This is a genomic window from Streptomyces sp. RK9 (assembly GCF_045070545.1).
Classification (GTDB): domain Bacteria; phylum Actinomycetota; class Actinomycetes; order Streptomycetales; family Streptomycetaceae; genus Streptomyces; species Streptomyces alboflavus.
This window is the reverse complement of the sequence record NZ_CP173704.1, coordinates 3,615,444-3,635,433: the sequence shown is the minus strand read 5'-3', so window position 1 is coordinate 3,635,433 and position 19,990 is coordinate 3,615,444. Positions and strand designations below refer to the sequence as shown.

At 71.9% G+C, this 19,990-nt stretch carries 20 protein-coding genes; 15 read left to right on the top strand and 5 right to left on the bottom strand.

What is annotated here, in order from left to right; all coding sequences use genetic code 11:
• Positions 1-96 precede the first annotated feature (96 nt).
• The 12 genes from AB6L24_RS35945 to AB6L24_RS35890 all read left to right on the top strand — a co-directional run bounded on the left by AB6L24_RS35945 (position 97) and on the right by AB6L24_RS35890 (position 10,618).
• Positions 97-180, top strand: coding sequence for a putative leader peptide (locus AB6L24_RS35945; protein ID WP_318657890.1), 84 nt, complete (start codon positions 97-99; stop codon positions 178-180).
• Between the two features lie 116 nt (positions 181-296).
• Positions 297-2,003, top strand: coding sequence for a nitrite/sulfite reductase (locus AB6L24_RS35940; protein ID WP_405662491.1), 1,707 nt, complete (start codon positions 297-299; stop codon positions 2,001-2,003).
• Complete coding sequence (locus AB6L24_RS35935) at positions 2,000-2,179, top strand: hypothetical protein (protein WP_030360356.1); 180 nt, start codon at positions 2,000-2,002, stop codon at positions 2,177-2,179. The genes AB6L24_RS35940 and AB6L24_RS35935 overlap by 4 nt, the downstream gene beginning before the upstream one ends.
• Positions 2,176-2,892 carry a phosphoadenylyl-sulfate reductase gene (locus AB6L24_RS35930; protein ID WP_405662489.1) on the top strand — a complete coding sequence of 239 codons (717 nt, stop codon included), beginning with the start codon at positions 2,176-2,178 and terminating at the stop codon, positions 2,890-2,892. Before AB6L24_RS35935 ends, AB6L24_RS35930 begins: the two co-directional genes overlap by 4 nt.
• Positions 2,874-3,485, top strand: a complete 612-nt coding sequence (cysC, locus tag AB6L24_RS35925) for an adenylyl-sulfate kinase (RefSeq protein ID WP_405662486.1) — start codon at positions 2,874-2,876, stop codon at positions 3,483-3,485. The genes AB6L24_RS35930 and cysC overlap by 19 nt, the downstream gene beginning before the upstream one ends.
• Positions 3,482-4,453, top strand: a complete 972-nt coding sequence (gene cysD, locus AB6L24_RS35920; protein ID WP_405662483.1) for a sulfate adenylyltransferase subunit CysD — start codon at positions 3,482-3,484, stop codon at positions 4,451-4,453. The genes cysC and cysD overlap by 4 nt, the downstream gene beginning before the upstream one ends.
• 2 nt (positions 4,454-4,455) lie before the next feature.
• Positions 4,456-5,811, top strand: coding sequence for a sulfate adenylyltransferase subunit 1 (locus tag AB6L24_RS35915; RefSeq protein WP_405662481.1), 1,356 nt, complete (start codon positions 4,456-4,458; stop codon positions 5,809-5,811).
• Between the two features lie 241 nt (positions 5,812-6,052).
• Complete coding sequence (locus tag AB6L24_RS35910) at positions 6,053-7,189, top strand: ABC transporter substrate-binding protein (RefSeq protein ID WP_405663559.1); 1,137 nt, start codon at positions 6,053-6,055, stop codon at positions 7,187-7,189.
• A 43-nt stretch (positions 7,190-7,232) separates the two neighbouring features.
• A complete protein-coding gene (locus tag AB6L24_RS35905; RefSeq protein ID WP_405662479.1) occupies positions 7,233-8,048 on the top strand; it encodes an ABC transporter ATP-binding protein in 816 nt (271 codons plus the stop codon).
• Entirely contained in the window at positions 8,035-8,961 is a 927-nt protein-coding gene (locus AB6L24_RS35900) for an ABC transporter permease (protein WP_405662477.1), read from the top strand. Before AB6L24_RS35905 ends, AB6L24_RS35900 begins: the two co-directional genes overlap by 14 nt.
• Positions 8,962-8,966: 5 nt before the next feature.
• Positions 8,967-9,785, top strand: coding sequence for a sirohydrochlorin chelatase (locus AB6L24_RS35895; protein WP_405662475.1), 819 nt, complete (start codon positions 8,967-8,969; stop codon positions 9,783-9,785).
• A 296-nt stretch (positions 9,786-10,081) separates the two neighbouring features.
• Positions 10,082-10,618 carry a GNAT family N-acetyltransferase gene (locus AB6L24_RS35890; RefSeq protein WP_405662472.1) on the top strand — a complete coding sequence of 179 codons (537 nt, stop codon included), beginning with the start codon at positions 10,082-10,084 and terminating at the stop codon, positions 10,616-10,618.
• Between the two features lie 67 nt (positions 10,619-10,685).
• On the opposite strand, the gene AB6L24_RS35885 is transcribed toward AB6L24_RS35890, so the two are convergent.
• The gene (locus AB6L24_RS35885; protein WP_405662470.1) at positions 10,686-11,687 is read right to left on the bottom strand and encodes a ketopantoate reductase family protein; all 1,002 of its coding nucleotides are present in this window, start codon (positions 11,685-11,687) and stop codon (positions 10,686-10,688) included.
• Between the two features lie 88 nt (positions 11,688-11,775).
• Between AB6L24_RS35885 and AB6L24_RS35880 the strand changes: the two genes are divergently transcribed.
• Positions 11,776-12,705: a transglutaminase-like domain-containing protein gene (locus AB6L24_RS35880; RefSeq protein WP_405662468.1), complete on the top strand. Its 930-nt coding sequence runs from the start codon at positions 11,776-11,778 to the stop codon at positions 12,703-12,705.
• On the opposite strand, the gene AB6L24_RS35875 is transcribed toward AB6L24_RS35880, so the two are convergent.
• From AB6L24_RS35875 to AB6L24_RS35865, 3 genes are all read right to left on the bottom strand, one after another.
• Positions 12,677-13,096: a DUF4440 domain-containing protein gene (locus tag AB6L24_RS35875; RefSeq protein WP_405662466.1), complete on the bottom strand. Its 420-nt coding sequence runs from the start codon at positions 13,094-13,096 to the stop codon at positions 12,677-12,679. The two genes, AB6L24_RS35880 and AB6L24_RS35875, sit on opposite strands and share 29 nt — an antisense overlap.
• Positions 13,089-13,640, bottom strand: a complete 552-nt coding sequence (locus AB6L24_RS35870) for a DUF1697 domain-containing protein (protein WP_405662464.1) — start codon at positions 13,638-13,640, stop codon at positions 13,089-13,091. Before AB6L24_RS35870 ends, AB6L24_RS35875 begins: the two co-directional genes overlap by 8 nt.
• Positions 13,641-13,713: 73 nt before the next feature.
• Positions 13,714-14,922: a S8 family serine peptidase gene (locus AB6L24_RS35865; protein WP_405662462.1), complete on the bottom strand. Its 1,209-nt coding sequence runs from the start codon at positions 14,920-14,922 to the stop codon at positions 13,714-13,716.
• Between the two features lie 469 nt (positions 14,923-15,391).
• On the opposite strand from AB6L24_RS35865, the gene AB6L24_RS35860 reads away from it, so the two are divergent.
• Positions 15,392-17,671, top strand: a complete 2,280-nt coding sequence (locus tag AB6L24_RS35860; protein ID WP_405662460.1) for an MMPL family transporter — start codon at positions 15,392-15,394, stop codon at positions 17,669-17,671.
• Here the strand turns inward: AB6L24_RS35860 and AB6L24_RS35855 are convergent.
• Entirely contained in the window at positions 17,610-18,326 is a 717-nt protein-coding gene (locus AB6L24_RS35855) for a YitT family protein (RefSeq protein ID WP_405662458.1), read from the bottom strand. The two genes, AB6L24_RS35860 and AB6L24_RS35855, sit on opposite strands and share 62 nt — an antisense overlap.
• Positions 18,327-18,436: 110 nt before the next feature.
• On the opposite strand from AB6L24_RS35855, the gene AB6L24_RS35850 reads away from it, so the two are divergent.
• Positions 18,437-19,897 carry a PLP-dependent aminotransferase family protein gene (locus AB6L24_RS35850; protein ID WP_405662456.1) on the top strand — a complete coding sequence of 487 codons (1,461 nt, stop codon included), beginning with the start codon at positions 18,437-18,439 and terminating at the stop codon, positions 19,895-19,897.
• Positions 19,898-19,990: the final 93 nt, after the last annotated feature.

The window sequence follows — 19,990 nt, the reverse complement described above, 5'->3', positions numbered from 1 at the left end:
GCGCAGCCCCCATGATTTGTCCAGGATACGGGACGTAGACGTCCAGGATACGGACAGAGGTGGACTGCGCCGAAAGACGCGTGCCACGCTTCCGTCATGTCTCGAGCTGGAACCGCCTTGGTGAGTCGACGCCACGTCGACCTCGGCCGCATGTCCAGCGCCATGTGTCCGGCGAGCTGAGAAACCCAGCACCGCCGCATTCCCCTTGTCTGACCCCATCCCCGCGCACCGCCGCGCCTTCTGCGCGAGTGTGCAGGTCAGAGCCGTTCTCAGCCCGCTGTGAAGGACATACACCCATGGCTGCCAACCCTGAAGACACCGCGACCGCCGCCCCCCGCGCGCCCCGGCGCAAGGCGAGCCGCCACCGTGGCGAGGGCCAGTGGGCTGTCGGTCACTTCACCCCGCTCAACGGAAACGAGCAGTTCAAGAAGGACGACGACGGTCTCAATGTGCGGACACGCATTGAGACGATCTACTCCAAGCGCGGTTTCGACTCCATCGACCCGAACGACCTGCGCGGCCGGATGCGCTGGTGGGGCCTGTACACCCAGCGCAAGCCCGGGATCGACGGCGGCAAGACCGCGATCCTGGAGCCGGAGGAGCTGGACGACGAGTACTTCATGCTGCGGGTGCGCATCGACGGCGGCCGCCTCACCACCGACCAGCTGCGCGTGATCGGCGAGATCTCGCAGGAGTTCGCGCGCGGCACCGCCGACATCACCGACCGGCAGAACATCCAGTACCACTGGATCCGCATCGAGGACATGCCGGAGATCTGGCGCCGCCTGGAGGGCGTGGGCCTGTCCACGACCGAGGCCTGCGGCGACACCCCGCGCGTCGTCCTCGGCTCCCCCGTCGCGGGCATCGCCGAGGACGAGATCATCGACGGCACGCCCGCCGTCGACGAGATCCAGCGCCGCATCGTCGGCAACCCGGCCTTCTCCAACCTGCCCCGCAAGTTCAAGTCCGCGATCTCCGGCTCGCCACTCCTGGACGTGGCGCACGAGATCAACGACATCGCGTTCGTCGGCGTCGTCCACCCCGACCTCGGCCCCGGCTTCGACCTGTGGGTCGGCGGCGGCCTGTCCACCAACCCCAAGATCGGCCAGCGCCTCGGCGCCTGGGTGCCCCTGGAGGACGTGGCGGACGTCTACGAGGGCGTCATCTCGATCTTCCGCGACTACGGCTACCGCCGCCTGCGCACCCGTGCCCGGCTGAAGTTCCTCGTCGCCGACTGGGGCGTGGCGAAGTTCCGCCAGGTCCTGGAGGACGAGTACCTGCTGCGCAAGCTGGCCGACGGCCCCGCCCCCGCCCAGCCGGTCCAGCGCTGGCGCGACCACGTCGGCGTGCACCGGCAGCAGGACGGCCGGTTCTACGTCGGCTTCGCCCCGCGCGTCGGCCGTGTCGACGGCACCGTACTGACGAAGATCGCCGACCTGGCCGCCGCGCACGGCTCGGGCCGGCTTCGGACCACCGTCGAGCAGAAGATGATCGTGCTCGACGTGACCGAGGACCAGGTCGACTCGCTGGTCGAGGGCCTGGAGTCGCTGGACCTCACGGTCCGCCCGTCCTCGTTCCGGCGCGGCACGATGGCCTGCACCGGCATCGAGTTCTGCAAGCTCGCGATCGTCGAGACGAAGGCGCGCGGCGCCTCCCTCATCGACGAACTGGAGCGCCGCATCCCGGAGTTCGACGAGCCCATCACCATCAACATCAACGGCTGCCCGAACGCCTGCGCCCGCATCCAGGTCGCCGACATCGGCCTCAAGGGCCAGCTGGTCCTCGACGACGACGGCAACCAGGTCGAGGGCTTCCAGGTGCACCTGGGCGGCGCGCTCGGCCTGGAGGCCGGGTTCGGCCGCAAGGTGCGCGGCCTGAAGGTCACGTCGGCCGAGCTGCCGGACTACGTGGAGCGCGTGCTCAAGCGGTTCCAGGCCGAGCGCGAGGACGGCGAGCGGTTCGCCACCTGGGCGGCCCGGGCCTCCGAGGAGGCCCTCTCATGAGCGAGCGTGCCGCCCCCTTCTACTGCCCCTACTGCGGCGACGAGGACCTGCGGCCCAGCGAGCAGGGCCACGGCGCGTGGGAATGCGCGGCGTGCAACCGCGCCTTCCAGTTGAAGTTCCTCGGTCTTCTGACCCGTGGGCTTCAGCGCAACGACCCTGGAGGGGAATCGATATGAGAGCCGCTCAGGAGCCCGACACAGCGGCCACCGCCGAGCTGCGGGCGCTCGCCGAGCAGGCCGGGCGCGACCTGGAGGACGCCTCCGCGCTCGACATCCTCCGCTGGGCCGCGGACACCTTCGGCGCGCGGTTCTGCGTGACGTCGTCGATGGAGGACGCCGTGGTCGCCCACCTCGCCGCGCGTGCCCGGCCCGGCGTGGACGTGGTGTTCCTCGACACCGGCTACCACTTCCCCGAGACCATCGGCACCCGTGACGCCGTCGAGGCCGTCATGGACGTCAACGTCATCACGCTCGTCCCTGAGCTGACCGTGGCCGAGCAGGACGCCGCGTACGGCCCCCGGCTGCACGAGCGCGACCCGGACCTGTGCTGCGCGATGCGCAAGGTCAAGCCCCTCGAGGAGGGCCTCGCCGGGTACGCCGCCTGGGCCACGGGCCTGCGCCGCGACGAGTCCCCGACCCGCGCGAACACGCCGGTCGTCGGCTGGGACGAGAAGCGGCGGAAGGTCAAGGTCTCGCCGATAGCCCGCTGGACGCAGGACGACGTGGACGCGTACGTCACCGAGCACGGCGTCCTCACCAATCCGCTGCTCATGGACGGCTACGGCTCCGTGGGCTGCGCGCCCTGCACCCGGCGCCTCCTCGACGGCGAGGACGCGCGCGCGGGACGCTGGGCGGGACGCGCCAAGACCGAATGCGGGCTGCACGGATGACGAACCCTCACACAGCGCAGCCGGCGACGACCGACCCCCGAAGTGTTCAGGAGACCCACGTGACCGGAGCCACCGTCTGGCTCACGGGCCTGCCCAGCGCGGGCAAGACCACCATCGCCCACGAGCTGGCGCGCATCCTGCGCGCCCAGGGCCACCGGGTCGAGGTCCTCGACGGCGACGAGATCCGCGAGTTCCTCTCGGCGGGCCTCGGCTTCAGCCGCGCGGACCGGGACACCAACGTCCAGCGCATCGGCTTCGTCGCCGAACTCCTCGCCCGCAACGGTGTGTTGGCGCTCGTCCCGGTGATCGCGCCGTTCACGGACAGCCGTGAGGCGGTCCGCAAGCGCCACCAGGCGGGCGGCACCGCCTACTTGGAGGTGCACGTGGCCACGCCGGTGGAGGTCTGCTCCGTACGGGACGTGAAGGGCCTGTACGCCAAGCAGGCCGCGGGCGAGATATCGGGGCTCACCGGCGTCGACGACCCGTACGAGGAGCCCGAGTCGCCCGATCTGCGGATCGAGTCCCAGGACCAGACCGTGCAGGAGTCCGCGGCAGCGGTTCACGCGCTGCTCAACGAAAGGGGTCTGGTGTGACGACCGCCGCGAGTGTTCATGAGGGAACCGGCAACTCCGGTGACGCCGACGGGAGTTCGGCGAGCGACAGCCCGTACGCGCTGTCGCACCTGGACGCCCTGGAGTCCGAGGCCGTGCACATCTTCCGCGAGGTCGCGGGCGAGTTCGAGCGGCCGGTGATCCTGTTCTCCGGCGGCAAGGACTCCATCGTCATGCTGCATCTGGCGCTGAAGGCCTTCGCCCCGGCGCCGGTCCCCTTCGCCCTCCTGCACGTCGACACCGGGCACAACTTCCCCGAGGTCATCGAGTACCGCGACCGGGTGGTGGCCGAGCACGGCCTCCGCCTGCACGTGGCGTCCGTGCAGGACTACATCGACCGCGGTGTCCTGCGCGAGCGCCCCGACGGCACCCGCAACCCGCTGCAGACGCTGCCGCTCACCGAGAAGATCCAGACCGAGCGGTTCGACGCGGTCTTCGGCGGCGGGCGGCGCGACGAGGAGAAGGCGCGCGCCAAGGAGCGGGTGTTCTCGCTGCGCGACGAGTTCTCGCAATGGGACCCGCGCCGCCAGCGCCCCGAGCTGTGGCAGCTCTACAACGGCCGGCACGCCCCCGGCGAGCACGTCCGGGTGTTCCCGCTGTCCAACTGGACCGAGCTGGACGTGTGGCAGTACATCGCCCGCGAGTCCATCGCGCTGCCGGAGATCTACTTCGCGCACGAGCGGGACGTCTTCAAGCGCTCCGGCATGTGGCTGACCGCGGGCGACTGGGGCGGGCCCAAGGACGGCGAGGACGTCGTGCGGCGCCAGGTGCGCTACCGCACGGTCGGCGACATGTCCTGCACCGGCGCCGTCGACTCCGACGCGACGACGCTCGCGGCCGTGATCACCGAGATCGCCGCGTCCCGGCTCACCGAGCGCGGCGCGACCCGCGCCGACGACAAGCTCTCCGAGGCCGCGATGGAAGACCGCAAGCGCGAGGGGTACTTCTAGCCATGACCAGCACCACCGATACCGCCGCCGGGGAACTCGCCGGTCTGTCCGCGACCACGCTGCTGCGGTTCGCCACCGCGGGCTCCGTCGACGACGGCAAGTCCACGCTCGTCGGGCGCCTGCTCCACGACTCCAAGTCGGTCCTCGCCGACCAGCTGGAGGCCGTCGAGCACGCCTCGCGCAGTCGCGGCGCCGAGGGCCCTGACCTGGCGCTGCTCACCGACGGCCTGCGGGCCGAGCGGGAACAGGGCATCACCATCGACGTGGCGTACCGCTACTTCGCCACGCCCCGGCGCCGCTTCATCCTCGCGGACACCCCGGGCCATGTGCAGTACACCCGCAACATGGTCACCGGCGCCTCCACGGCCGACCTGGCCGTGGTCCTCGTCGACGCCCGCAACGGCGTCATCGAGCAGACCCGCAGGCACGCCGCCGTCGCGGCCCTGCTCCGGGTGCCGCACGTGGTGCTCGCCGTGAACAAGATGGACCTGGTGGCGTACGCGGAGCCGGTGTTCGCGAAGATCGCGGAGGAGTTCACCGCGTACGCGGGCGAGTTGGGCGTCCCGGAGATCACCGCCATCCCGATCTCGGCGCTCGCCGGGGACAACGTGGTGGAGCCGTCGTCGAACATGGACTGGTACGGCGGCCCGACGGTCCTTGAGCACCTGGAGACCGTGCCCGTCAGCCACGACCTGACGAGCTGCCACGCGCGCCTGCCGGTGCAGTACGTGATCCGGCCGCAGACCGCCGAGCACCCGGACTACCGGGGGTACGCGGGCCAGATCGCCGCGGGCACCTTCCGGGTCGGCGAGTCGGTCACCGTGCTGCCCTCGGGCCGGACGTCGAAGGTCGCGGGCATCGACCTGCTCGGCAGGCCCGTGGACGTGGCGTGGACCCCGCAGTCCGTGACCGTGCTCCTGGAGGACGACATCGACGTCTCACGGGGCGATCTGATCGTCCCGAGCAGTGATACGCCGTCCACCAGCCAGGACATCGCGGCGACCGTCTGCCACGTCGCGGACACCCCGCTCGTGGTGGGCCAGCGGGTGCTGCTCAAGCACACCACCCGCACGGTCAAGGCGATCGTGAAGCAGATCCCGTCCCGGCTCACCCTGGACGACCTGTCCCAGCACCCGAACCCCGGGCAGCTCGTCGCCAACGACATCGGCCGGGTCCTGGTGCGCACCGCGGAGCCGCTCGCGATCGACGCGTACGCCGACTCGCGCCGCACCGGCTCCTTCCTGCTCATCGACCCGGCGGACGGCACGACGCTGGCCGCGGGCATGGCGGGCGAGGCCTTCGCCAAGGCAGAGGACGCCCATGGCGCGCCTGCGGACGACGAGGGCTGGGACTTCTGACATGACCTCCATCGACGTGTACGCGACGTTCGCCAAGGAAGGCGGGCGCGTGGGCAGCGGCGCGCTCGGCGCGGGGACGGGAGGGGTCGCCCGATGTGCGCGATGACGTACGCGCACCGCTCGCGCGCCCACACCCCCCGCCGTCCCTTCCGACGTAAACGAAGATCCGCCGACGTCCGCCCGGCCGCACCCTGACGGTGCCCGCGCCGGGCCAACGAGAGGAACACCTCCCGTGCCTGCCATCCGCTCTCCCCGTACGACCGCCCGCCGCCGGGCGCCACACCGCGGCCGCCTGGCCGCGCTGAGCGCGCTGCCGCTCCTCGCCCTCACCCTCTCCGCCTGCGGATACGGCTCGGACTCCGACTCGAACGACAGCGGCAAGGCCAAGATCGCGGCCGGTGCGAAGAAGATCGAGGGCCTGGACACGGTGAAGATCGGGTACTTCCCGAACCTCACGCACGGCACCGCGCTCGTCGGCGACCAGGAAGGCATCCTGCAGAAGGAGCTGGGCGGCACCAAGGCGACGTACGCGCAGTTCAACGCGGGCCCCTCGGAGATCGAGGCGCTGAACTCGAAGTCCATCGACATCGGCTGGATCGGCCCGTCCCCGGCCATCAACGGCTACACCAAGTCCCAGGGCAAGAACCTGCGCATCATCGGCGGTTCGGCGTCCGGCGGCGTGAAGCTCGTGGTGAACCCGGACAAGGTCAAGTCCCTCGACGACGTCAAGGGCAAGAAGATCGCGACCCCGCAGCTCGGCAACACCCAGGACGTGGCGTTCCTCAACTGGGTGAAGGAGAAGGGCTGGAAGGTCGACGCCGAGAGCGGCAAGGGCGACGTCTCCGTGGTCCGCACCGACAACAAGATCACCCCGGACGCGTACAAGTCCGGCTCGATCGACGGCGCCTGGGTGCCGGAGCCGACCGCGTCCAAGCTGGTCGCCGAGGGCGGCAAGGTGCTCCTCGACGAGTCCGACCTGTGGCCGGACAAGAAGTTCGTGATCACCAACATCATCGTGTCGCAGGACTTCCTGAAGAAGCACCCGAAGGTCGTCGAGGCGGTCCTGCGGGGCTCGGTGAAGACGAACCAGTTCATCAAGGAGAACCCGGAGAAGGCGAAGGCCGCGGCCAACGCCAAGCTGAAGCAGCTCTCCGGCAAGGCGCTGCCGCCCGAGGTCATCGACCCGGCGTGGAAGTCGATCCAGTTCATCGACGACCCGCTGGCCGCGACGCTCGACACCGAGGCCGACCACGCGGTCAAGGCGGGCCTGCTCGACAAGCCCGACCTGAACGGCATCTACGACCTGCGGCCGCTCGGCAAGGTCCTGAAGGCGGCGGGCAGGCCCGCGGTCGACGACGCCGGACTCGGCGTCAAGTAGGCGAAGAACAGAGCCGGTTCAGGGATCCCAGGAGGTGACGACCATGGCCACCACGCTCACCAAGACCACGCCCGCCAAGTCGGCGGCAGGCGCGGTCGGCGAGGCCGCGACGCTCGACGTCGCCGCGCGCATCGAGCACGTCTCGAAGTCCTTCGCCACTCCGGCGGGGCAGCAGCTCGTCCTCGACGACATCACGCTCGATGTCGCGCGCGGCGAGTTCGTCACCCTCCTGGGAGCCTCCGGGTGCGGCAAGTCGACGCTGCTGAACCTCGCGGCCGGGCTCGACCGGCCCACCGCGGGCACCATCGCCACGGACGGGCGGCCCGCCCTGATGTTCCAGGAACACGCGCTGTTCCCGTGGCTGACCGCGGGCAAGAACATCGAGCTCGCCCTCAGGCTGCGGGGCGTGCCGAAGGCCGAACGACGGCCTAGGGCCGAGGAGTTGCTCTCCCTGGTGCGTCTCCAGGGCGCCCACGGCAAGCGGGTGCACGAGCTGTCCGGCGGCATGCGCCAGCGCGTCGCGCTGGCCCGCGCGCTCGCCCAGGACAGTCAACTCCTGCTGATGGACGAGCCGTTCGCGGCCCTCGACGCCATCACCCGGGACGTGCTGCACGACGAGCTGATGCGTATCTGGCGCGAGACCGGCGTCTCGGTCCTGTTCGTCACGCACAACGTCCGCGAGGCGGTGCGGCTCGCCCAGCGCGTCGTGCTGCTCTCGTCGCGGCCCGGCCGGGTGGCGCGCGAGTGGCAGGTCGACATCGAGCAGCCGCGCCGCATCGAGGACGCGGCCGTGGCGGAGCTCTCCGTCGAGATCACCGAACAACTGCGTGGGGAGATCCGCCGCCATGGGCAGCACTGACACGACGACGCCCGCGAAATCCGGCGGCGCGGCGAAGGCGGAAGGACCGGCGGACGCGCACGACCTGGCCGGTCTGGAAGCGGGCCTCGACGCCCTGGACACGGTGCAGACGCGGCGCACCCCGCTGCGCGAGACCCTGGTCCAGAAGGTCCTGCCGCCGATCACCGCGGTCGTCCTCGTCCTCGTGGTGTGGCAGGTCCTGGTCTGGGCGAAGGTCACCGACAGCTACAAGCTGCCCGCACCGTCCGCGGTGTGGGACGAGGTCGAGGCCTCCTGGCGGCAGGGCACCCTGCTCGAGTACATCTGGACCAGCGTCGAGCGCGGCCTGTTCGGCTTCCTGATGGCCCTCGCCATCGGCACGCCGCTCGGCCTGATCGTGGCGCGGATCCGCTTCGTACGGGCGGCCATCGGCCCGATCCTGTCCGGCCTGCAGTCGCTGCCCTCGGTGGCGTGGGTGCCGCCGGCCGTGATCTGGCTGGGTCTCAACGACTCCATGATGTACGCGGTGATCCTGCTCGGCGCGGTGCCCTCCATCGCCAACGGCCTGGTCGCGGGCGTCGACCAGATCCCCCCGCTGGTCCTGCGGGCGGGGCGCACCCTCGGCGCGCAGGGGCTGCGCAGCGCCTGGCACATCGTCATGCCGGCCGCGCTGCCCGGCTATGTGGCGGGCCTGAAGCAGGGGTGGGCGTTCTCCTGGCGCTCCCTGATGGCCGCGGAGATCATCGCGCAGTCCCCCGACCTGGGCATCGGACTCGGCCAGCTCCTCGAAGCGGGCCGTACCAACAGCAGCATGTCCCAGGTCTTCCTCGCCATCCTGCTCATCCTGATCGTCGGCATCGCCATCGACCTGCTCATCTTCAGTCCCCTCGAGCGGTGGGTGCTGCGCAGCCGCGGCCTCCTGGTGAAGAGCTGATTCCGATGCGCCACACGTCCCGTCCCGTCCTTCTGGTCGTCGCCCACGGCAGCCGGGATCCCCGGCATGCCGCGAGCGTGCGGGCGCTGCTGCGCACGGTGCGGGGCCTGCGGCCCGGCCTCCGGGTGGAGGTGGGGTTCCTGGACTTCAACACCCCGTCCGTGCCGGCCGTCCTGAACTCCCTCGCCGAGGAAGGGGTACGCGATGTCGTCGCCCTGCCCCTGCTCCTCACCCGCGCCTTCCACGCGAAGGCCGACATCCCGGCGGTCCTCCGGGAGGCCCCGCCGGGGCTGCGGGTGCGGCAGGCGGGGGTGCTCGGCCCGTCACCCCTCCTCCTCACCGCGCTCGAGACGCGGTTGTACGAGGCGGGGCTCGACCCCGCCGACAAGCCCACGACCGGGGTCGTCCTGGCCTCGGCGGGCTCCACCGACCCGGAGGCGATCGCAGTGATCGCTGACATCGCGCGGGAGTGGCGGCACACCGGTTGGTGCGCCGTGCGGCCTGCGTTCGCCTCCGCGACTCTTCCCCGCACGGAACAGGCGGTGCGCCTGCTGCGGGATACGCCCGGGGTGCGCCAGGTCGCCGTCGCGCCGTACGTCCTGGCCCCCGGCTTCCTGCCCGACCGGATCGCCCGCGGCGCGGCCGAGGCCGACGTCCTGGCGGACGTCCTGGGAGACTCCCCGCTGGTCGCCCACGTCCTCCTGGACCGCTTCGACGCATGCCACCGCTTCGCGGCGGATCCCGCCCGCCCACCCACCCGTGCGGGGAACATCACGACACCGCCGCAGCCGACGTGGCACCCCCCACTACGGGCAGCAGTCTGACGAGCCCCGTAAGGGGCGCGGGGAACTGCGCGACCAGCCCCCACCGCCCCGCAGGCGACACCCTGGGCCCCGCAAGGGCCGCAGGACGCCCCGCCCCACCGACACAGAGCCCCGCAAGGGGCGCGGTCCACCCCTGACACACCGCCCAGCCCCGCAAGGGGCGCGGGGAACTGCGCGCCAAGCCCCCACCGCCCCGCGGTCGAAACCCAACCCCGTCCCACCCTGACCTGATCTTGCCCAGGCCCCCGGCCAGAAACCGCTTGCGGTGGCCCCCACCCCCCAATACCGTCTCGCGGATGACGTCCGAGCCGGTCTCCCCCGAACTGAGGTCCGAGCGCCTCGTGCTCTCCGCCTATGTCGCGTCCGACGAGTCGGACTTCGTGGCGCTGTTCCAGGACGAGGCCGTGGGCCGCTGGTTCGGCGACGGGATGCGCAGCGCGGAGGCGGACCGGGCGCTGTTCGCGCGGCTGTTCGGCATCGTGTACGCGGAGGCACGCTTCCCGGTGTGGGCGGTGCGGCACGAGGGCCGGTACGCGGGGCACGCGGAGATCAAGCCGTCGCCCGAGCCGTGGCTGGACGGACACGAGATCGTGTACGGGCTCTCCCGGAGCAGCTGGGGCCTCGGCCTCGGCACGGAGCTGGCGCGCCTGCTGACCGACCACGGCCACCGGACCCTGGGCCTCGCCGAGGTGCACGCCACCGTCGACGCGCTGAACACGCCGTCCATAGCCGTGCTGAAGCGGCTCGGCTTCACCCAGGGCCGCGAGGTGCGCGAGGACGACGGGAGCACGACGCTCCAGTTCACGTCGCGGGCCGCGGACTGGCCGACGTGACACCGACGTGCCCCCGACCTGACCCCGCACCGCGCCCCCGCGAGACCCTGCACCGCGTCCCCGCGAGCTACCCCTTCTCCACCAGCGCGACCAGCTCCCCCACCGCCATCGACCCCGCCTCCCTGCGCTCCCGCGCGAACGCGTTGGCGAGCCGCCGCAGCACGTCGTTCACCGGCGTCGGCACACCGTGCAGCCGGCCCAGGAGCGCGATCTCGCCGTTGAGGTAGTCGGCCTCGATGGTGCCGGTGCCGCGGCTGAGGCTCTGCCAGGAGGAGCCGCCGCCCCGGGGCACGCCGGGCAGCGGTTCGAGGACGACGCGCTCGCCGCGCGTCTCGCGCTGCTCCTGCTCGCCGACCGCGTCGATCCCCGCGGCGGCGAGCACGGCCTCGCCCTCGGCTCGGGCGCGCCGCACGAGGGCGCGGGCGTCCTCGTCGGTGAGGGGTCCGGTGAGGGCCTCGACGGCGTTGGCGAGGTTGCCGAGGAGCTTGCCGTACTTCCAGCGCATCACGTCCTCGACCACGGGCGCGAGCAGCTTGGCGCTCTCCAGGTCGGCGGCGACGCGGCGCGCGGTGTCGTCGGTGCCCGCCGGGTAGCGGCCGAGGTGCAGCATGCCCGTGTGCGGGGCACCGGCGGCGGAGACGGTGCCGGGCTCGACGTACGTGGCGGGCAGGTACACGCACATGCCGTACACGTGGCGGAAGCGGCGCAGCGCCATCCGCTCGCTCTCGACGCCGTTCTGCGCGCAGACCAGCGGCAGCGCCTCGGCGGCGGTCGTGCCGCCCGCGACGGGCCGTACGGCCCAGGCGTCGAGGGCGGCCTCGGCGTCCTGGGTCTTCACGGCGAGCACGAGCACGTCGTCGGCGCGCAGTTCGCCGAGGTCGGCCGGGTCCTGGACGACGGGGGGCCGGTGGGTGCGGGTCCCGTCGGGCGTCCTCAGGGTGAGCCCGCGCTCCCGCAGCGCCTCAAGGTGCGCGCCGCGCGCGACCAGGACGACCTCGTGCCCCGCCTCGGCGAGGCGTCCGCCGACGCTGCCGCCGATGGCCCCCGCTCCGATCATGATGTAGCGCATGGCCCGAGCCTGACACAGCGAACAGGTGAACGGTCAAGATCTTTCCGTATCTTGACCTTGCCCCAGGGGCAGACTTCAGGCTCCCGCCATGGACAGCGACTACCTGACCCAGAGCCCGTACACGGACCCCGGCCCCCACCTCGACGCCCTCGTCGGACCCGACCCGCTCCCCCGGGACCCGGCCGCGCTCGCCGCCCTCGTGCGGGGCGTCGTCCTGCACCGGGAGGAGGGCGCCCGGTTCGGCCACGCGGTGCCCGAGGAGCGCATGCGCGAGGACGCCGAGTCCCGGTACGCCGCCGAACTGCTGCGGATCATCGGCGAGCGCGGCACGACGCCCCTGGCCGAGCCCCGGCCGCCGGCGGAGCGGTTCGTGGGCACCTGCCGGGACTTCGCCCTGCTCCTGTGCTCGCTGCTGCGGGCGACCGGCACCCCGGCGCGGCTGCGGTGCGGCTACGGCACGTACTTCCAGGCGGGGTTCCACGACAACCACTGGGTGACCGAGTTCTGGACGGCCGGGCGCGGCTGGGTCCTCGCGGACGCGCAGCTCGTCGTGGAGGCCACGCTGGGCGGAGGTCTGTACGACATCGACTTCGACCCCATGGACGTACCGCGCGAGCAGTTCGTGGTGGGCGGTGAGGCGTGGCGGGCGTGCCGGGAGGGGCGGGCGGACCCGGACACGTTCGGCGTGAGCACGGTCCCGGAGATCAAGGGGCTCGGCCTGGTGCGGTCCGACGTGGTGGCGGACCTGGCGGCGCTCGGCGGCACGGAGGCGCTGCCGTGGGACGGCTGGGGCGTGATGGAGAAGGCCGAGGACGAGGTCACGGACGCGGACCTGGCGCTCATCGACGAGGTGGCCGCCGTGACCTCGGCCGCCGGGACGGCCGAGGACGCCCGGCGGCCGGACGCGGTGCGCCTGCTGCTCGCGGACCCGCGTCTGGCCGTCCCGGCCGAGGTCGTCTCGCACACCACCTACGGCGGACTGCGCGTCGTCAGTCTGCCGGGGGCGGCTCGGGGGTGAACGGGGTGCCCTGATGGAACCAGAGCAGCCAGCCGTCGTCGGTGCGCCGCCACAGTGAACTGCGGTGCACCAGACGGCCGTTGGTGTCGGTGTCGAAGGTCAGGTGCACCACGCCCTCGGCGACCTCGACGCCCCGCATGCGGGAGGTCGTGGTGGGGCGGCCGCCCGGCTCGGGCCGGGCGGTGAGCACCTCGACGATCGACTCGCGGTCCCAGCGGACGCCGGACGCGCCGAACTCGGTGAACTCCGGGTGCAGGAGCGCGCCGAACAGCGCGGGCGAGGACCGCACTTCGGGGTCGAGGAGGCGCAGCTCGTTCTCGATGGCGGCCTCGACCGCGGGCGAGCGGCCGGGCAGGTCGGGCAGTCCTTGCGTGGCGGACGTGTCAGGCATCGGTCAGCTCCACGAGCTTGGTGACGGTGTTCCAGTTGCGGCTGGTGGCGACGAGCCCCTTGGTGAGCGCCGGGCGCGCGAGGGCCTCGCCGAGCTTCGAGCGGCCGAGGCCGTCGGGGGCGTACAGATACAGGGCGCGGTCGCCGAGCCGGAACTCCTCCGGCAGGAAGGCCGCTTGGTCGAGGGCGGCGAACCGGGCGGCCACGACGGGCGCGGAGAAGTAGGTGACGTGCAGCTGCTTGCCCTGAAGGGTGTCGGCGGGGAAGGGGCAGGCGTCGGCCACGGCCCTCAGATACGCGGCGTCGCGCACCAGGACGTCGACGGTGAACCCGAATTCCCGCTCCAGCGCGTCGCTCACCTCGGCGGCCAGGCTCTCCTCGTCGCCGTGGTCCGCCGTGAAGACGGCGTTGCCGCTCTGCAGGTACGTCCCGACGCCGGTGTGGCCGAGCCCTTCGAGGAGCGCGCGCAGGCGTGCCATGGGCACCTTCCTGCTGCCGCCCACATTGATGCCGCGCAGCAGCGCCGCGTAGATCTTCGTCGCCATGCGCACACGATAAGGCGGCCGCCGTGCCCCGTGGGGGTGGGCACGACGACCGCCGGCTTCTTCAGGGCCGTGACTACTCGACGACCTTCAGGAGCTTGTTGGGGGTGCCCTCGCTGGGGTTGGAGATCTTGTCCGGCGTGGCACCGTCGGTCAGGGCCTTGGCGACGGCGTCGGGCGTGGCGTCCTTGTGCGCGCCCAGGTAGACGGCAGCGGCGCCGACGACGTGCGGGGTCGCCATCGAGGTGCCGGAGATCGTCTTGGTGGCGTCGTCGCCGGTGTTCCAGGCGGACGTGATGTCCGAGCCCGGGGCGTAGATGTCCACGACGGAGCCGAAGTTGGAGAAGTCCGACTGCTGGTCGTCCTTGGTCGAGGAGGCGACCGTGATGGCCTCCTTGACGCGGGACGGGGAGCCCTGGCCGGCGTCGCTGGACTCGTTGCCCGCGGCCACGCCGTAGGTGACGCCGGCGGCGATGGACTTCTTCACGGCCTCGTCCAGGGCCTCGTCGGCGCCGCCGCCGAGGCTCATGTTGGCGACGGAGGGGCCCTGGTGGTTCTTGGTGACCCAGTCGATGCCCGCGACGACCTGCTCGGTGGTGCCGGAGCCCTGGTCGTCCAGGACGCGGACGGCGACGATCTTGGCCTTCTTGGCGACGCCGTGCGCGTCACCGGCGATGGTGCCCGCGACGTGGGTGCCGTGGCCGTTGCCGTCGTCGGCGTTGTCGTCGTTGTCGACGGCGTCGAAGCCGGAGGTGGCGCGGCCGCCGAAGTCCTTGTGGCTGACGCGGACACCGGTGTCGATGACGTACGCGGTGACGCCCTCGCCCGCGGCGTCGGGGTAGGTGTACTTCTTGTCGCCGGCCGTGTCGGCCTGGTCGATGCGGTCCAGGCCCCACGACGGCGGGTTGTCCTGGGTGGCGTCGATCGAGAACTTCTTGCTCTGCACGACCTTGCCGACGGCCGGGTCGGCGGCGAGGCGCTTGGCCTCGGTCTCGGACAGGCTCTTGGCGGCGAAGCCGTTGACGGCCGAGGAGTAGTTGCGGCTGAGCTTGCCGCCGTACTCCTGGGCGAGGTCGGACTTGGCTTCCTTGTTCGCCTTCTCGTCGAGCAGCACGATGTAGCTGCCCTCGACGGCGCCCTTGGCGTCGGCGCCGTAGACCTTGCCCTCGGCGGGCGTCGACGCACCTGCGAATGATCCTGCGAAGACGGTCACGCCCACCGCGGTGGCGGCGGTGGCTATCGCGGCGGTGAGCTTCATCGTGCGAGCGCGCTTGTGAGTTGCCATGAAGAGGGGTCTCCTCGTGGTGCGTTGTGGGGGGATGTGGGGGGTTTCAAAGCCTTTTCTGCTGTGTGCAGCCATGGCTGCGGCGCCCTGGGAACTCCGAAAGAACTGAAGATCTTTGGGCGTTGGGACGAAACCTTGTCTGAATGACGGGCGCAGATCAATACCTTCATACGCCTGTGACTTGTTCAACAAGGTTCCGTAATAACAAAAAGGGTTCGCAGTGGCAGATCGGACACGACGGAACGTATACATCCGGCCGAGGGGGTCCCGCGCCCCGTCTCGCGCGGCTCTTCCCGAGTGGGTGTAGGTGCCAAGTCCCCGATAGATGTAGGGGGCTTGAGTGTCATGTCTCCTCCCACGGTCTCGCGGCGGTTCACCTGTCGGCACGATGAGGCGGCGCGCGTACCGCCCTAGCGTCGGGAAAAGGTGGTGGCAGGGTGCCGCCGCACGACGGGGGGCGGACTCCATCATGAGCAGCACAGGGACACCCGTGCGGGGCTTCGCCGCGCGGGCCGGTGGCTGGAGCGCGCGGCACCGCTGGGCAGCGGTCGGCATCTGGGTCCTGTTCGTCGTCCTGGCCATGGGCGTCGGCTCGGCCGTGGGCCGGGCGGAGGCGCCGGAGGGCGACCTGAAGGGCGAGACCAGCCAGGCACAGCGCATCACCGACGACGCCGGCGTCGAGGAGCCGACCGGCGAGACGGTGCTGGTGCAGACCCGCGGCGGCGATGGACCGAAGGCCACGGACCCGCGCTTCCGCGCCGCCGTCGACGACGTCGTCAAGGCGGTACGGGGCACCGGCGAGGCCTCGGCCGTCACCTCCCCCTACACGTCCGGCACGGTCTCCAAGGACGGCCGCAGCGCGCTCGTCCAGGTGGACCTGCGCGGCGACCCCGACGACTCCATGGACCGGGTCGAGCCGGTCCTGAAGGCCGTCGAGGGCGTGGCGGACCGGCACGAGGACGCGGGGCTGCGGATCGAGCAGATCGGCGGCGCCTCCATGGAGAAGACGTTCGACGACGCCTTCGGCAGCGACTTCAAGCAGGCCGAGTACTCCGCCGTGCCGGTGGCCTTCGGCATTCTCCTGATCGCGTTCGGCGCTCTGGTGGCGGCGCTGCTCCCGGTGCTGCTCGCGATATCCGCGATCGTGGCGACGATGGGCCTGATGGCCCTGGTGAGCCATGTGCAGCCGATGAGCGACGTGGCGAACTCGGTGATGCTGCTCGTCGGGCTCGCCGTGGGCGTCGACTACTGCCTGTTCTATCTGCGGCGCGAACGCGAGGAGCGGGAGAAGGGCCGGGACGCGCAGACGGCGCTGCGGATCGCGGCGGCGACCAGCGGCCGGGCCGTGGTGGTCTCCGGCATCACGGTGTGCGTGGCGATGGCGGGCATGCTCTTCACCGGCATCACCGACTTCGAGGCGATGGGTCTGGCCTCGCTGATGGTCGTCGCCGTGGCGATGGTCGGCTCGGTGACGGTGCTTCCCGCGCTGCTCTCGCTGCTGGGCGAGCGGGTCGAGAAGGGGCGCCTGCCGTTCCTGCGGCGCGGGGCGAAGGCCGGCCGGAAGGACGCGGGCGAGAGCAGGCTGTGGCGGACCGTGGTCGGCGGGGTGCTGCGGCGGCCGGTGCTGTGGACGGTGGTCGCGGCGGGCGCGCTCGCGGCGATCGCGCTGCCCGCGCTCGGCATGAAGACCCAGGAGCTGACCCTGGACCAGGAGTTCGGCGACTCGCTCCCGATCGTGGCGACGTACGAGCGCGTGAACGAGGCGTTCCCCGGCGGCGCCGAGCCCGCCGAGGTGGTCGTGAAGGCGGACGACATCGACGCGCCCGCCGTCACCGAGGCCATCGCCGACTTCCGCGAGCGGGCCGTCAGCTCCGGCGCGTCGAAGGGGCCGGTGGAGGTGGCCCTGCACAAGAAGGAGAACGTGGCCGTCCTGAGCGTGCCCCTGATCGGCGGCTCCGACCAGGACGAGGCGGCGAAGAGCCTGACGCTGATCCGCGACGAGGTGCGCCCGGCGACGCTCGGGAAGGTGGACGGCGTCGAGGCGCCCGTGACCGGACAGGTCGCCTCCTCCAAGGACTTCAACGAACAGATCAGCTCGTCCGTGCCGCCCGTGTTCGCCTTCGTGGTGGTCTTCGCCTTCCTCCTGATGCTGCTCTCCTTCCGCTCCCTCGCCGTCGCCGTCACCTCGATCCTGCTCAACCTCCTTTCGGTGGGCGCGGCCTACGGCATCCTCGTCATGGTCTTCCAGCACGGCTGGGGCGCGTCGCTCGTCGGCGCGGAGGGCGTGGGCGCGATCGTCGCGTGGCTGCCGCTGTTCCTGTTCGTGATCCTGTTCGGCCTGTCGATGGACTACCACGTGTTCGTGGTCTCCCGGATCCGGGAGGCGCGGCTCCAGGGGCGCAGCACACGGGACGCGATCGCGCACGGAGTCGTGACCACCGCGGGCGTGGTCACCAGCGCGGCCGTCATCATGGTGGCGGTGTTCGCGATCTTCGGGACGCTGTCCATGCAGTCGATGAAGCAGATGGGTGTCGGTCTGGCGGCCGCGGTCCTCATCGACGCGACCGTGATCCGCGGGGTGCTCCTGCCCGCCGTGATGGCGCTGCTCGGCGAGCGGAACTGGTATCTGCCGCGCTGGCTCGGCTGGCTGCCCGACCTCACCCACGACGATTCGGCGCCCGCCGGACTCACCCCGGCCGCGGAGCCCGAGGCGCCCCGTACGCCCACCGCGGCAGGAAGTACTGGGTGACGGGCCCCATCGCGAGCGCGTACAGCACCGTCCCCACCCCCACGCTCCCGCCGAGCAGCCAGCCCACGGCGAGCACGGCGACCTCGATCAGGGTGCGCACGAACCGGATGGAGCGTCCGGTCAGCGCGGCGAGGCCGGTCATCAGGCCGTCCCTCGGCCCCGGCCCGAAGCGGGCGCCCACGTAGACCGCCACGGACAGCCCGTTGGCGAGGATCCCCACGACGAGGAGGCCGATCCGGGTCCCGAGTCCCAGGTCCGCGGGGACGAGCCAGAGGCCGAGGTCCGACGCGTACGCCACCACGATCACGTTGGCGCCCGTGCCGAACCTCGGCCGCTGCCTGAGCGGGATCCACAGCAGCAGCACGAGCGCCCCGACCACGGCGCTGACGGTGCCGAAGCTCAGCGGGGTGTGACGCTCGACGCCCTGGTTCAGCACGCTCCAGGGGCTGACGCCGAGCCCGGCCCTGACCATGACGCCGATGCTCAGCCCGTACAGGGCGAGACCGAGGAGGAGTTGGGGCAGACGGCGGAGGGGGCGTTCGGTGAGGGGGAGGTAGGTGAGCGGGGGTGGGGGTGGAGTGCGGGGGCCGGTTCGGTCGATGCCACTGCTGCTGTCGATGCCACTGCTGCTGTCGCTGTCGGCGGTGTGCCGCATGCCGGGGTGCCTCCACAGGTGGTCGGACGACGCATCGGCCCGCGAGGCCGATGGCGGCGAGTCTGTAGAGTGATTGGCCCGTAATACATGGCCAATCCCGGGAGAATGGTATGGCGGAGCGGGAAGCGCGGGACCGGACCCTGGGAAGCCGCCAACTCGCCGCCCTGCTCCCGGACCCGGCGGGCGCGCGGCCCGCGTACCGGCATCTGGCGCGGGCGATCGGCGCGCTGATCCTCGACGGACGGATCGCCCTGCACGTCCGCCTCCCCGCCGAACGGGAGCTGGCCACCGCCCTCGACACCAGCAGGGCGACGATCACGGCTGTGTACGACCTGCTGCGCGAGGGCGGTTACGCGCGCAGCCGACAGGGCGCGGGTACGTGGACGGCGTTGCCGGAGGGCCGGGCGCCGCGCGGCGTCACCCGGCACCTGCGGCCCCACGACAGCGCGATCGACCTGGCGAGGGCCGCCCCCGCGCTGCCCGAGCAGGTCGTCGCCGACGCCCTCGCCGAGGTCACGCCCCGGCTCGCCGAGCACACCCGCACCCCCGGCTACCACCCCTACGGCCTGCCCGAGCTGCGGGCCGCCGTCGCCGAGCGGTTCACGCGGCGGGGCCTCGCCACCGTGCCGGACCAGATCCTGGTGACCTCCGGGGCGCAGCACGCGCTCACGCTCGTCCTGGGGCTGCTGTGCGGCCCCGGCGACCGCGTCCTGGTCGAGAACCCGTCGTACCCGAACGCCCTGGAGGCGATGCGCCGGGCCCGGCTGCGCACGGTGTCGGTGCCGGTGACCGACGCCGGCTGGGACGTCGGGATCCTGGAGTCGACGCTACGTCAGACGGTGCCGCGGCTCGCCTATCTGATCCCGGACTTCCACAATCCGACGGGCCGCCTGCTGCCTGCGGCGGACCGGGCGCGGGTGGTGCGGGCCGCGCACCGCTCGGGGACCTGGCTCGTCGTCGACGAGACCCTGGCCGAGCTGGCGCTCGACGTGCCCGCGCCCGCGCCGCTGGCCTCCTACGTCGGTCCCGGCGCGGGCGGCGATGTCGTCACCGTGGGCTCGATGAGCAAGACGCACTGGGGCGGCCTGCGCGTCGGCTGGCTGCGGGCGCCGTCGCGGCTCGTCACCGAACTGGCCGCGCAGCGGGTCGCCAACGACATGGGCGGCTCGGTCCTGGACCAGCTCCTGGCGCTCGTCCTGCTCGACCGCGCCGGGGAGTTGCTCGCGGACCGCCTGGACCGGCTCCGCGAGCAGCGCGCCGCGCTCGCCGCCGCGCTGGCCCAGCATCTGCCCCGGTGGACCTGGGAGCAGCCGTCCGGCGGCCTGTCCTTCTGGGTCGACCTCGGCGAGCCCGTGGCCTCGGCCCTCGCCGATCGCGCCCTCGGCTACGGAGTCCGGATCGAGGGCGGCGCCTGCTTCTCCCCCGACCCCGGCCTCTTCGAGCAGCGCCTGCGCATCCCCTACACCGCTCCCCCGGACACCCTCCGCGAGGCCGTCCACCGCATGGCCACGACGCTCACCGACGGCCTGCCACCGTCACCGGCGGACCGCCGGCCGCACTGGATCGCATGATCGCCGCAGCACGAAGCGCCCCGAAGGGGCGCGGGGAACTGCGCGACCAGCCACTGACGGCCCGCAGATTCCCCACCTCACATCCAGCGAAGC